This is a genomic window from Pseudomonas sp. D1-1, assembly GCF_051132225.1.
Lineage (GTDB): Bacteria > Pseudomonadota > Gammaproteobacteria > Pseudomonadales > Pseudomonadaceae > Aquipseudomonas.
Map to the genome: position 1 here is coordinate 1,158,996 of NZ_CP071676.1, position 12,583 is coordinate 1,171,578.

Consider the following 12,583-nt stretch of genomic DNA (forward strand, 5'->3'; position numbering starts at 1 on the left):
GCCATGCCTGCAGCCTTTTTGAGTGTTGATCCGTGAGTGATTTGAGTCATATCCGCAATTTCTCCATCATCGCCCACATTGACCATGGCAAGTCGACGCTGGCTGATCGCTTCATCCAGATGTGCGGCGGTCTGGCCGAGCGTGAAATGGAAGCCCAGGTCCTGGACTCCATGGACCTCGAGCGTGAGCGCGGGATCACCATCAAGGCCCACAGCGTTACCCTCTATTACAAGGCTCGCGACGGCGTCACCTACCAGCTCAACTTCATCGACACCCCCGGCCACGTCGACTTCACCTATGAAGTCAGCCGGTCGCTGGCGGCCTGTGAAGGCGCGCTGCTGGTTGTCGATGCCGGCCAGGGCGTCGAGGCCCAGTCGGTCGCCAACTGCTACACGGCCATCGAGCAAGGCCTGGAAGTCATGCCGGTATTGAACAAGATCGACCTGCCCCAGGCCGATCCGGACCGCGTGAAAGAAGAAATCGAGAAAATCATCGGCATCGACGCCACCGACGCGGTCACTTGCAGCGCCAAGACCGGCCTGGGCGTGGATGAAGTGCTCGAGCGCCTGGTCACTACCATTCCGGCGCCGACCGGCAATATCGAAGATCCGCTGCAGGCGTTGATCATCGACTCGTGGTTCGACAACTACCTGGGCGTGGTCTCCCTGGTTCGCGTGCGCCATGGCCGCGTGAAGAAGGGCGACAAGATCCTGGTCAAGTCCACTGGCAAGATCCACCTGGTGGACAGTGTTGGTGTGTTCAATCCGAAACACACCGCCACCGTCGACCTGAAGGCTGGCGAAGTCGGCTTCATCATTGCCGGTATCAAGGACATCCACGGTGCGCCGGTCGGCGACACCCTGACCTTGAGCTCGACCCCCGACGTCGACGTGCTGCCGGGCTTCAAACGCATTCAGCCGCAGGTCTATGCCGGCCTGTTTCCGGTCAGCTCCGACGACTTCGAGGATTTCCGCGAAGCACTGCAGAAGCTGACCCTGAACGACTCGTCCCTGCAGTACACCCCGGAAAGCTCCGACGCCCTGGGCTTCGGTTTCCGCTGCGGGTTCCTCGGCATGCTGCACATGGAAATCATCCAGGAGCGCCTGGAGCGCGAATACGACCTGGACCTGATCACCACGGCGCCGACGGTAATCTTCGAGCTGCTGCTCAAGAACGGCGAGACCATCTACGTCGACAACCCGTCCAAGCTGCCGGACCTGTCGGCCATCGAGGACATGCGCGAGCCAATCGTGCGGGCGAATATCCTTGTGCCTCAGGAACACCTGGGCAACGTCATTACCCTGTGCATCGAGAAGCGCGGCGTGCAACACGACATGCTGTTCCTCGGCACGCAGGTCCAGGTGACCTACGACTTGCCGATGAACGAAGTGGTGCTGGACTTCTTCGACCGCCTGAAATCCACCAGCCGCGGCTATGCTTCGCTGGACTATCATTTCGATCGTTACCAATCGGCTAATCTGGTGAAGCTGGATGTGCTGATCAACGGCGAAAAAGTCGATGCCCTGGCATTGATCGTGCACCGTGACAACGCGCACTACAAAGGTCGTGCGTTGACCGAGAAGATGAAGGAGCTGATTCCGCGGCAGATGTTCGACGTGGCAATCCAGGCCGCCATTGGCGGGCAGATTGTGGCGCGCACAACCGTCAAGGCACTCAGAAAGAACGTATTGGCCAAATGCTACGGCGGCGACGTCAGCCGTAAGCGCAAGCTGTTGGAAAAGCAGAAGGCCGGTAAAAAACGCATGAAGCAGGTCGGTAACGTGGAAATTCCACAGGAAGCCTTCCTTGCGGTGCTCAGGTTGGATAGTTAGGTCCTATGTCGCTAAATTTCCCGCTGTTGCTGGTGATCGCCGTGTTCGTCTGCGGCCTGTTGGCGTTGCTTGATCTGTTGTTCCTGGCGCCTCGGCGTCGGGCCGCCATTGCCTCATATCAGGGCAGCGTCAGCCAGCCTGATGGCGTGGTCATCGAAAAGCTCAACAAGGAACCGCTGCTGGTCGAATACGGCAAGTCGTTCTTCCCGGTGCTGTTCATCGTCCTGGTGCTGCGCTCGTTCCTGGTGGAGCCGTTCCAGATCCCGTCCGGCTCGATGAAGCCGACCCTGGACGTGGGCGACTTCATCCTGGTGAACAAGTTTTCCTACGGGATCCGGCTGCCGGTGATCGACAGGAAAGTCATCGAGATCGGCGACCCGCAACGGGGTGATGTGATGGTGTTCCGCTTCCCGAGCGACCCGAACGTCAACTACATCAAGCGTGTGGTCGGCCTGCCGGGCGACAGGATTCGCTACACCGCCGACAAGCGTCTGTTCGTCAACGGCGAACTGGTGGCCGAGCAGTTGATCGGCTCCGAGCCGGGCACGCTGGGCAGTGCCGAGCTCTACAAGGAAAAACTCGGCGAGGCGGAACACCTGATCCGCAAGGAAATGAGCCGCTACCGCGCCACGCCGGACCATTCATGGACCGTGCCGGCCGGGCACTATTTCATGATGGGCGACAACCGCGACAACTCCAACGACAGCCGCTACTGGGATGATCCGAACATTCCCAGGGACATGCTGGGCATGGTCCCCGACCGCAACATCGTCGGCAAGGCCTTTGCGGTCTGGATGAGCTGGCCGGAACCCAAACTCAGTCACCTGCCGAATTTCTCGCGGGTTGGCCTGATCAAGTAATCACACACGGCGCTGTTGAACACAGCGCCGAATGCATTTCTGGAGCCTGCACAAGGTTGCCCGAAGGCATGAAGCCAACGATAGTCAGGACGTCATTTTTGAACACAGCGTTAATTGTCCCAAGCCAACGGCACTCAGTCGCCGTGGCGGTGGAATCCAGCCACGAACTCAGCGTGGGTAAACCGTGAGCGTTTCTCTAAGCCGTCTCGAGCGTCAGCTCGGCTACACTTTCAAGGATCAGGAGCTGATGCTCCTGGCCCTGACTCACCGCAGTTTTGCCGGGCGCAACAACGAACGCCTGGAATTCCTCGGCGATGCCATCCTCAACTTCGTGGCCGGCGAGGCGTTGTTCGAACGCTTCCCCCTGGCGCGGGAAGGCCAGTTGTCGCGTTTGCGTGCACGGTTGGTAAAAGGTGAGACCCTGGCGGTACTGGCCCGTGGTTTTGACCTGGGCGATTACCTGCGCCTGGGCTCCGGCGAGTTGAAAAGTGGCGGTTTTCGTCGCGAATCGATCCTGGCCGATGCCCTGGAAGCGCTGATTGGCGCGATCTATCTGGATTCCGGCATGGAAATGGCCCGCGAGCGGGTGCTGGCCTGGCTGACTTCCGAGATCGACAGCCTGACGCTGGTGGACACCAACAAGGATCCCAAGACGCGCTTGCAGGAATTCCTGCAGTCGCGCAGCTGCGAACTGCCGCGCTACGAAGTGGTGGATATCCAGGGTGAGCCGCATTGCCGAACCTTCTTCGTCGAATGCGAAGTGGTCCTATTGAATGAAAAAAGCCGAGGCCAGGGCGTCAGCCGTCGTATTGCCGAACAGGTAGCGGCCGCTGCAGCACTGATCGCCCTGGGCGTGGAGAATGGCAATGACTGATACAACCGTCACCCGCTGCGGCTATGTCGCCATCGTTGGCCGGCCGAACGTGGGCAAGTCGACATTGCTCAACCACATTCTCGGCCAGAAGCTGGCGATCACGTCGCGCAAGCCGCAAACCACTCGCCACAACATGCTCGGCATCAAGACCGAAGGCGCCGTACAGGCGATCTACGTCGACACGCCCGGCATGCACAAGGGCGGCGAGAAGGCCCTGAACCGCTACATGAACAAGACGGCCTCGGCGGCGTTGAAGGACGTTGACGTGGTCATCTTCGTGGTCGACCGCACCAAGTGGACCGAAGAAGACCAGATGGTCCTCGAGCGTGTCCAGTACGTGACCGGTCCCTTGATCGTTGCGCTGAACAAGACCGACCGCATCGAAGACAAGGCCGAGCTGATGCCGCACCTGAGCTGGTTGCAAGAGCAGTTGCCGAATGCCCAGATCATCCCGATCTCTGCCCAGCACGGTCACAACCTCGACGCGCTGGAGCGGGTAATCGCCGAGCACCTGCCGGAAAACGATCACTTCTTCCCCGAAGACCAGATCACCGACCGCAGCAGCCGTTTTCTCGCCGCCGAACTGGTCCGCGAGAAAATCATGCGCCAGATGGGTGCCGAGCTGCCGTACCAGATCACGGTGGAAATCGAAGAGTTCAAGCAGCAGGGCAAGACCCTGCACATCCATGCCTTGATCCTCGTCGAGCGTGACGGCCAGAAAAAAATCATCATTGGCGACAAGGGCGAGCGCATCAAGCGCATCGGCACCGAGGCGCGCAAGGACATGGAGCTGCTGTTCGACTCCAAGATCATGCTCAACCTGTGGGTCAAGGTGAAGGGTGGCTGGTCCGATGACGAGCGGGCGTTGCGCTCGCTGGGTTACGGCGACCTCTGATTATCTGACTGGATATACCGAGAACCATTGTGGGAGCGAGCTTGCTCGCGATGAGGGGCTGATATTCAACATCTGTGTTGACTGACAGACCGCTATCGCGAGCAAGCTCGCTCCCACATTGGTTTCGGGGTGTTTATAAAATTGTGCTCGCTCATCGAGAACTGTGACTTCGATGTCTCAACCCACCGCTCAATCCGCCTACGTCCTCCACAGCCGCGCCTACCGCGAAAGCAGCGCCCTGGTGGACTTCCTCACGCCTCAAGGGCGGCTGCGGGCGGTGTTGCGGGGGGCTCGGGGCAAGGCCGGGACCCTGGCGCGGCCGTTCGTGCCGCTGGAAGTCGAGTTTCGCGGCCGGGGTGAGTTGAAGAATGTCGGGCGCATGGAAAGCAATGGCGTCGCCTCCTGGCTCAATGGCGAAGCGCTGTTCAGTGGCCTGTACCTCAACGAATTGCTGATCCGCCTGCTGCCCGCCGAAGATCCCCATCCCGCCGTGTTCGACCATTACACCGCCACGTTGCTGGCCCTGGCCGAGGGTCGACCCTTGGAGCCATTGCTGCGCTCTTTCGAATGGCGCCTGCTGGATGACCTGGGCTACGGTTTTGCCCTGGACGCCGACCTGCACGGCGATCCTATTGCGGCCGACGGTCTGTATCGCCTGCAAGTGGATGCAGGCCTGGAGCGGGTCTACCTGCTGCAACCGGGACTGTTCAACGGCGTCGAGTTGCTGGCCATGGCGCAAGCCGACTGGACAGCGCCTGGCGCGCTGGCGGCGGCCAAGCGGCTGATGCGCCAGGCCCTGGCGGTTCATCTGGGCGGCCGGCCGCTGGTCAGTCGCGAGTTGTTTCGCAAGCCCTGATCTCCCCGTATGCTGTGGGCCGAATCTCTGTCCATTCAGGAGCGCTTTTCGTGAGTACCAGCAATCGCATTCTTCTCGGCGTCAACATCGACCATGTCGCCACTCTGCGCCAGGCCCGTGGTACGCGTTACCCGGACCCGGTCAAGGCCGCGCTGGACGCCGAAGAGGCGGGCGCCGATGGCATCACCGTGCACTTGCGCGAAGACCGTCGACACATCCAGGAACGCGACGTGCTGCTGCTCAAGGATGTGCTGCAGACTCGCATGAATTTTGAAATGGGCGTGACCGAGGAAATGATGGCGTTCGCCGAACGCATCCGTCCGGCGCACATCTGCCTGGTTCCGGAGACGCGCCAGGAACTGACCACCGAAGGCGGCCTGGATGTAGCGGGGCAGGAGTCGCGGATCAGCCTGGCGGTGGAGCGCCTGTCGAAGATCGGTGCCGAGGTCTCGCTGTTCATCGATGCCGATGAACGGCAGATCGAAGCCTCCAAGCGTGTCGGTGCGCCGGCCATCGAGCTGCACACCGGCCGTTACGCCGACGCCGAGACACCTAAGGACGTGGCCGATGAGCTGCAGCGGGTCGCCGACGGCGTCAGCTTCGGCCTGGCCCAGGGGCTGATCGTCAATGCCGGCCATGGTCTGCATTACCACAACGTTGAAGCCGTCGCGGCCATCAAGGGCATCAACGAGCTGAACATCGGCCACGCGCTGGTGGCCCATGCGTTGTTTGTCGGGTTCAAGTCGGCTGTGGCGGAGATGAAAGCGTTGATCCTGGCGGCTGCCCGACCCTGATCCCACCGAGTAAGCGCCCCAATCAAAACTGTGGGAGCGAGCTTGCTCGCGATGAGGGCCTGATATTCAACATGAATGTTGACTGACAGACCGCTATCGCGAGCAAGCTCGCTCCCACAGGGGCGCTGGATGGACATAAAACTTGTGGATAAACCAAGCAAGACTGTGGGGAAGGCAGCTGTTTAGAGCTGTGGAGATTCCTGGTTAGGCTTGCTCTTGTCCACGCCCGGTACATGCAGGTTGCCCTCGGCTACCTGGTCGCCTTCGAGCTGTGGCTGCGTCACCCAGGTGAGGATGTCGTAGTAGCGACGGATGTTCGCCACGAAATGCACCGGTTCGCCGCCCCGGGCGTAGCCGTAGCGGGTCTTGCTGTACCACTGTTTCTGGGACAGGCGCGGCAGGATCTTCTTCACGTCGAGCCACTTGTTCGGGTTCAGCCCTTCCTTGGCGGCGAGCTTGCGCGCGTCGTCCAGGTGACCACTGCCCACGTTGTAGGCGGCGAGGGCGAACCAGGTGCGGTCCGGCTCCTCGATGCTCTCGTCCAGTTGCTCCTTCATATAGGCCAGGTACTTGGCGCCGCCCATGATGCTCTGCTTCGGATCGAGGCGGTTGGACACACCCATGGCCTGGGCGGTGTTCTGGGTCAGCATCATCAGGCCGCGCACGCCGGTCTTGGAGGTGACCGTCGGTTGCCAAAGCGATTCCTGGTAGCCGATGGCAGCCAGCAGGCGCCAGTCGACCTTTTCCTTCTTGGCGTAGGTCTTGAAGTGTTGCTCGTATTTGGGCAGGCGTTGCTGCAGATGCTGGGCGAAGGTGGTCGCGCCCATGTAGCCGAGGACGTCGACGTGCCCGTAATAGCGGTCCTTGAGGCGTTGCAGCGTGCCGTTCTTCTGCACCTTGTCGAGGTAGGCGTTGATTTCGTTGAGCAGGCTGTTGTCTTCGCCGGGGCCCACCGCCCAGCTCTGGCTGCGGGCATCGCCGAGGTCGAACGCCACGCGCACGTTAGGGAAGTACACCTGGTTCATCGCCACTTCGTTGGAATCCACCAGCGTCAGGTCGATCTGGCCTTCATCGACCATGCGCAGCAGGTCGACGACTTCAACCGCGTCGGATTCCTCGTATTCGATTCCCGGATACTGCTGTTTCAACTGCGCGAGCTGCTCCGCGTGGGAGCTGCCCTTGAGCACCATGATCTTCTTGCCCGCCAGGGCGGCCGCATCGGTGGGGCGGGACTGGCCGTTGCGGTAGATGACCTGCGGGGTAACCTCCAGGTAGGCGTGGGAGAACCGTACCTGTTTCTTGCGCTGTTCGCTGCTGACCAGGCCCGCCGCGGCCAGCACCGGGCCATTGGGCTTGCCGACCTGGCTGAACAGGTCGTCAAGGTTGTCAGCGGTCTCGATCTTCAGCTCGACCCCCAAATCCTCGGCGAAGCGCTTCACCAGCTCGTATTCGAAGCCGGTCTCACCATTGCGATCCTGGAAGTAGGTGGCGGGGCTGTTCCGGGTAACCACCCGCAGCACGCCATCCTCCTTTACGCGCTCCAGTGTGTTGGGTTTCTCAACACAACCACTGAGCACCAGGAAGAGTCCGGTTGCGATCAGCCATCTGGCGTACCGCGGACGCAAAGCCGTTGGGGAAAACATCTGCGCAGTATACGCAAACGGCCTCGACCGCCATATATCGACAGCAAAAGGCCAGTCTGCTAGAGGTTGCAAAACGTGTCCGCAACACAGGCGGGCCGGCGTGCGGCGGCGGTTGCGCCGGAAAAAAATAACTCCGCTGAATTATCCCAATGACGCCTGGCTGCAGCCGTCCAAGGGATGACCGACGTCCGGCTGGCATCGCACGTAGCGTTTCGGGTGCCGTTGCCAGCGGTTTAGGCTAGAATGCACGGCCTCAAAGCACACCCCCTTCCCGAGGCTGTCCCGAAGATGTTGATCCTGCGCGGCGCTCCTGCCCTTTCTGCCTTTCGCCACAGCAAACTCCTTGAGCAACTGAGCCGATGCGTTCCGGCTGTCAGTGGCTTGTATGCTGAATTCGCTCACTTCGCCGAAGTCACCGGCGGTTTGACCGGCGACGAACAGCAGGTGCTCGCGCGCCTTCTGAAGTACGGCCCCAGCGTTCCCGTCCAGGAACCGACCGGTCGTCTGTTCCTGGTATTGCCGCGTTTCGGCACCATTTCGCCGTGGTCGAGCAAGGCCAGTGATATTGCGCGCAATTGCGGCCTGGCGAAAATCCAGCGTCTGGAGCGCGGCATTGCCTTTTATGTCGCCGGTGAGTTCAGCGAGGCCGAGGCCCAACTGATTGCCGATGGCCTGCATGACCGCATGACCCAGGTCGTTCTGGGCAACCTGGAGCAGGCCGCCGGCCTGTTCAGCCATGCCGAACCCAAGCCGCTGACCGCTATCGACGTGCTGGGCGGTGGCCGCGCCGCGCTGGAAAAAGCCAACGCCGAGCTGGGCCTGGCCCTGGCCGAAGACGAGATCGATTACCTGGTCGACGCCTTCCAGGGCTTGCAGCGCAACCCGCACGACATCGAACTGATGATGTTCGCCCAGGCCAACTCCGAGCACTGCCGCCACAAGATCTTCAACGCCAGTTGGGACATTGACGGTCAGAGCCAGGAAAAAAGCCTGTTCGGCATGATCAAGAACACCTACCAGATGCACAACGAAGGTGTGCTGTCGGCCTACAAGGACAACGCGGCGGTGATCGTCGGCAACGTTGCCGGTCGCTTCTACCCGAACCCTGAGACCCGCCAGTACGGTGCGGTCCAGGAGCCGGTGCACATCCTGATGAAGGTCGAAACCCACAACCACCCAACCGCCATCGCCCCGTTCCCGGGCGCGTCCACCGGTTCCGGTGGCGAGATCCGCGACGAAGGCGCTACCGGCCGTGGCGCCAAGCCCAAGGCCGGCCTGACCGGCTTCACCGTGTCGAACCTGCAGATCCCGGGCTTTGAACAGCCGTGGGAAAAGCCTTACGGCAAGCCTGAGCGCATCGTCAACGCCCTCGACATCATGATCGAAGGCCCGCTCGGCGGCGCGGCATTCAACAACGAATTCGGCCGTCCGGCCCTGACCGGTTACTTCCGTACTTTCGAGCAGTCCATCAACACCCCGCGCGGTGAAGAGGTTCGTGGCTATCACAAGCCGATCATGCTCGCCGGCGGCATGGGCAACATCCGCGCCGAACACGTACAGAAGGGCGAGATCCTGGTCGGCTCCAAGCTGATCGTCCTCGGCGGCCCGGCCATGCTGATCGGCTTGGGTGGCGGCGCCGCTTCCTCCATGGCCACCGGCACCAGCTCGGCGGACCTGGACTTCGCCTCGGTCCAGCGCGAAAACCCGGAAATGGAACGCCGCTGCCAGGAAGTCATCGACCGTTGCTGGCAGCTGGGCGAGCAGAACCCCATCAGCTTCATCCATGACGTCGGCGCGGGCGGCCTGTCCAATGCCTTCCCGGAGCTGGTCAACGACGGCGGTCGTGGTGGTCGCTTCGAATTGCGCAACATTCCGAACGACGAGCCGGGCATGGCCCCGCACGAAATCTGGAGCAACGAATCCCAGGAACGTTACGTCCTGGCGGTCGGCCCGGCCGACTTCGAGCGCTTCAAGGCGATCTGCGAGCGTGAGCGCTGCCCGTTCGCGGTCGTCGGCGAAGCCACCGCCGAGCCGCAACTGACCGTCACCGACAGTCATTTCGGCAACAGCCCGGTGGACATGCCGCTGGAAGTGCTGCTGGGCAAAGCCCCGCGCATGCACCGTTCGGCCGTCCGCGAAGCCGAGCTGGGGGATGATTTCGATCCGTCCACCCTCGACATCGCCGACTCCATCGAGCGCGTCCTGCATCACCCGGCCGTGGCGAGCAAGAGCTTCCTGATCACCATTGGCGACCGCAGCATCACCGGCCTCGTGGCGCGCGACCAGATGGTCGGCCCATGGCAGGTGCCGGTGGCCGACGTGGCCGTGACCGCCACCAGCTTCGACGTTTACACTGGCGAAGCCATGGCCATGGGCGAACGTACCCCGCTGGCGCTGCTGGACGCCCCGGCGTCGGGCCGCATGGCGATCGGCGAGACCCTGACCAACATCGCGGCCTCGCGCATCGGCAGGATCTCCGACATCAAGCTGTCGGCCAACTGGATGTCCGCCGCCGGCCATCCTGGTGAAGACGCCCGCCTGTACGACACCGTCAAGGCTGTCGGCATGGAGCTGTGCCCTGAGTTGGGCATCACCATTCCGGTGGGCAAGGACTCCATGTCCATGGCCACCCGTTGGAACGATGAAGGCGTGGACAAGAGCGTGACCTCGCCGCTGTCGCTGATCGTGACCGGTTTTGCCCCGGTCACCGACATCCGCCAGACCCTGACCCCGCAACTGCGCATGGACAAGGGCACCACCGATCTGATCCTGATCGACCTGGGCCGTGGCCAGAACCGCATGGGCGCCTCGATCCTGGCCCAGGTGCATGGCAAGCTCGGCTCGCAAGCGCCGGACGTCGACGATGCCGAAGACCTGAAGGCGTTCTTCGCCGTGATCCAGGGCCTCAACGCCGACGGTCATCTGCTGGCCTACCATGACCGTTCCGATGGCGGCTTGCTGACCACCGTGATGGAAATGGCCTTCGCCGGCCACTGCGGCCTGAACCTGACCCTGGACAGCGTGGCCGAATCGGCCAGCGAAATCCCGGCCATCCTGTTCAACGAAGAACTCGGTGCGGTGATCCAGGTTCGCCAGGACGCCACCCCGGATATCCTCGCCCAATTCAGCGCCGCCGGCCTGGCCGAGTGCGTCTCGGTGATCGGCCAGCCGATCAACAACGCCCACATCAACATCACCTTCAACGGCGACACCGTCTTCGAAGGCCAGCGCCGCCTGTTGCAGCGCCAGTGGGCCGAGACCAGCTACCAGATCCAGCGCCTGCGCGACAACGCCGACTGCGCCGAGCAGGAATTCGACGCAATCCTGGAAGAAGACAACCCGGGCCTGAGCGCCAAGCTCAGCTACGACGTCAACGACAACGTGGCCGCGCCTTACATCAAGAAAGGCATTCGTCCGCAAGTGGCGGTCCTGCGCGAGCAGGGCGTCAACGGCCAGGTGGAAATGGCTGCGGCGTTCGACCGCGCCGGCTTCAACGCGATCGACGTGCACATGAGCGACATCCTCGCCGGCCGTGTCGACCTGAACGACTTCAAGGGCATGGTCGCTTGCGGCGGCTTCTCCTACGGCGACGTGCTGGGTGCCGGTGAAGGCTGGGCCAAGTCGGCGCTGTTCAACAGCCGCGCCCGCGACGCGTTCCAGGGCTTCTTCGAGCGCACCGACAGCTTCACCCTCGGCGTGTGCAACGGTTGCCAGATGATGTCCAACCTGCACGAGCTGATCCCGGGCAGCGAGTTCTGGCCGCACTTCGTGCGCAACCGCTCCGAGCAGTTCGAAGCGCGCGTGGCGATGGTCCAGGTGCAGGAGTCGAACTCGATCTTCCTGCAGGGCATGGCCGGTTCGCGCATGCCGATCGCCATTGCCCACGGCGAAGGTCATGCGGAATTCGAAAGCGAAGAAGCATTGCTTGAAGCCGATCTGTCCGGTTGTGTGTCGCTGCGTTTTGTCGACAACCATGGCAAGGTCACCGAGACCTACCCGGCCAACCCGAACGGCTCGCCACGCGGGATCACCGGCCTGACCAGCCGCGACGGCCGCGTCACGATCATGATGCCGCACCCGGAGCGGGTATTCCGCGCGGTGCAGAACTCGTGGCGTTCGGACGACTGGAACGAAGACGCGCCATGGATGCGCATGTTCCGCAACGCGCGCGTCTGGGTGAACTGAGGCGGTGTACAAACTCTGCTTTTTCGTCCCGGCCAGCCATGTGGAGGTGGTCAAAAGCGCTGTATTCGCCGCCGGTGGCGGACGGATCGGCGCGTATGACCACTGCGCCTGGCAAGTGCTGGGCCTGGGCCAGTTTCGCCCCTTGGACGGCAGCCAGCCGTTCATTGGCGAGGCGGGGCACGTCGAGCAGGTCGAGGAATGGAAGGTGGAGCTGGTAGTGGCCGACGGGTTGATCCGGCCTGTGGTGGAGGCGCTGAAGCAGAGCCACCCCTACGAGACACCGGCGTATGAAGTGTGGCGCTTGGAGGATTTCTGATCCTCCTCAGGCCGAAATGAAAAACCCGCTGATTGATTCAGCGGGTTTTTTATTGGCTGCGATTCGGTGTACGCAAATCCCGTGGCGAGGGAGCTTGCTCCCGCTCGGCTGCGTAGCAGTCGCAAAAAACCGGGGCCGCTGCGCGACCCAGCGGGAGCAAGCTCCCTCGCCACGGGGATTGTGTGTATCGGATATTTGATGTTGCTTGTGCCGGCCCCATCGCGAGCAAGCTCGCTCCCACAGGGTAGGGTGTGAATCACAAATATCTGCACATCAAAAAAATCCATTGTGGGAGCGAGCTTGCTCGCGATGGCGTACTTCCAGGCAA

Annotated in this window: 9 protein-coding genes; 8 read left to right on the top strand and 1 reads right to left on the bottom strand. The window is 62.0% G+C overall.

From position 1 onward, the window contains the following. The first annotated feature begins 32 nt into the window (after positions 1-32). From lepA to pdxJ, 6 genes are all read left to right on the top strand, one after another. Positions 33-1,832: a translation elongation factor 4 gene (gene lepA, locus J3P86_RS05095; protein ID WP_053124835.1), complete on the top strand. Its 1,800-nt coding sequence runs from the start codon at positions 33-35 to the stop codon at positions 1,830-1,832. A 5-nt stretch (positions 1,833-1,837) separates the two neighbouring features. Continuing rightward, on the top strand, positions 1,838-2,692 hold the full coding sequence (gene lepB, locus J3P86_RS05100; RefSeq protein ID WP_434625875.1) for a signal peptidase I: 855 nt from the start codon (positions 1,838-1,840) through the stop codon (positions 2,690-2,692). A 184-nt stretch (positions 2,693-2,876) separates the two neighbouring features. Further along, positions 2,877-3,566, top strand: a complete 690-nt coding sequence (gene rnc / locus J3P86_RS05105) for a ribonuclease III (protein WP_030139612.1) — start codon at positions 2,877-2,879, stop codon at positions 3,564-3,566. Next, the gene (gene era, locus J3P86_RS05110) at positions 3,559-4,461 is read left to right on the top strand and encodes a GTPase Era (protein ID WP_072345611.1); all 903 of its coding nucleotides are present in this window, start codon (positions 3,559-3,561) and stop codon (positions 4,459-4,461) included. Before rnc ends, era begins: the two co-directional genes overlap by 8 nt. Before the next feature lie 172 nt (positions 4,462-4,633). Then, a complete protein-coding gene (gene recO / locus J3P86_RS05115; protein WP_434625873.1) occupies positions 4,634-5,317 on the top strand; it encodes a DNA repair protein RecO in 684 nt (227 codons plus the stop codon). A 50-nt stretch (positions 5,318-5,367) separates the two neighbouring features. Further along, positions 5,368-6,111: a pyridoxine 5'-phosphate synthase gene (gene pdxJ, locus J3P86_RS05120; RefSeq protein ID WP_434699573.1), complete on the top strand. Its 744-nt coding sequence runs from the start codon at positions 5,368-5,370 to the stop codon at positions 6,109-6,111. A 182-nt stretch (positions 6,112-6,293) separates the two neighbouring features. Here the strand turns inward: pdxJ and mltF are convergent, their stop codons facing one another. Then, positions 6,294-7,754, bottom strand: coding sequence for a membrane-bound lytic murein transglycosylase MltF (gene mltF, locus J3P86_RS05125; RefSeq protein ID WP_305496550.1), 1,461 nt, complete (start codon positions 7,752-7,754; stop codon positions 6,294-6,296). Positions 7,755-8,042: 288 nt separating this feature from the next. Here mltF and purL point away from each other — a divergent pair, with 288 nt between their 5' ends. Further along, positions 8,043-11,939 carry a phosphoribosylformylglycinamidine synthase gene (gene purL / locus J3P86_RS05130; RefSeq protein WP_434625868.1) on the top strand — a complete coding sequence of 1,299 codons (3,897 nt, stop codon included), beginning with the start codon at positions 8,043-8,045 and terminating at the stop codon, positions 11,937-11,939. Positions 11,940-11,943: 4 nt separating this feature from the next. Continuing rightward, the gene (locus J3P86_RS05135) at positions 11,944-12,255 is read left to right on the top strand and encodes an NGG1p interacting factor NIF3 (protein WP_434699574.1); all 312 of its coding nucleotides are present in this window, start codon (positions 11,944-11,946) and stop codon (positions 12,253-12,255) included. Positions 12,256-12,583: the final 328 nt, after the last annotated feature.

What these genes read in the sequence shown, in the direction of transcription:
- purL (WP_434625868.1), top strand. Translation starts at nt 8,043, where the DNA reads ATGTTGATCCTGCGCGGCGCTCCTGCCCTTTCTGCCTTTCGCCACAGC.
- recO (WP_434625873.1), top strand. Translation starts at nt 4,634, where the DNA reads ATGTCTCAACCCACCGCTCAATCCGCCTACGTCCTCCACAGCCGCGCC.
- mltF (WP_305496550.1), bottom strand. Translation starts at nt 7,754, where the DNA reads ATGTTTTCCCCAACGGCTTTGCGTCCGCGGTACGCCAGATGGCTGATC.
- era (WP_072345611.1), top strand. Translation starts at nt 3,559, where the DNA reads ATGACTGATACAACCGTCACCCGCTGCGGCTATGTCGCCATCGTTGGC.
- lepB (WP_434625875.1), top strand. Translation starts at nt 1,838, where the DNA reads ATGTCGCTAAATTTCCCGCTGTTGCTGGTGATCGCCGTGTTCGTCTGC.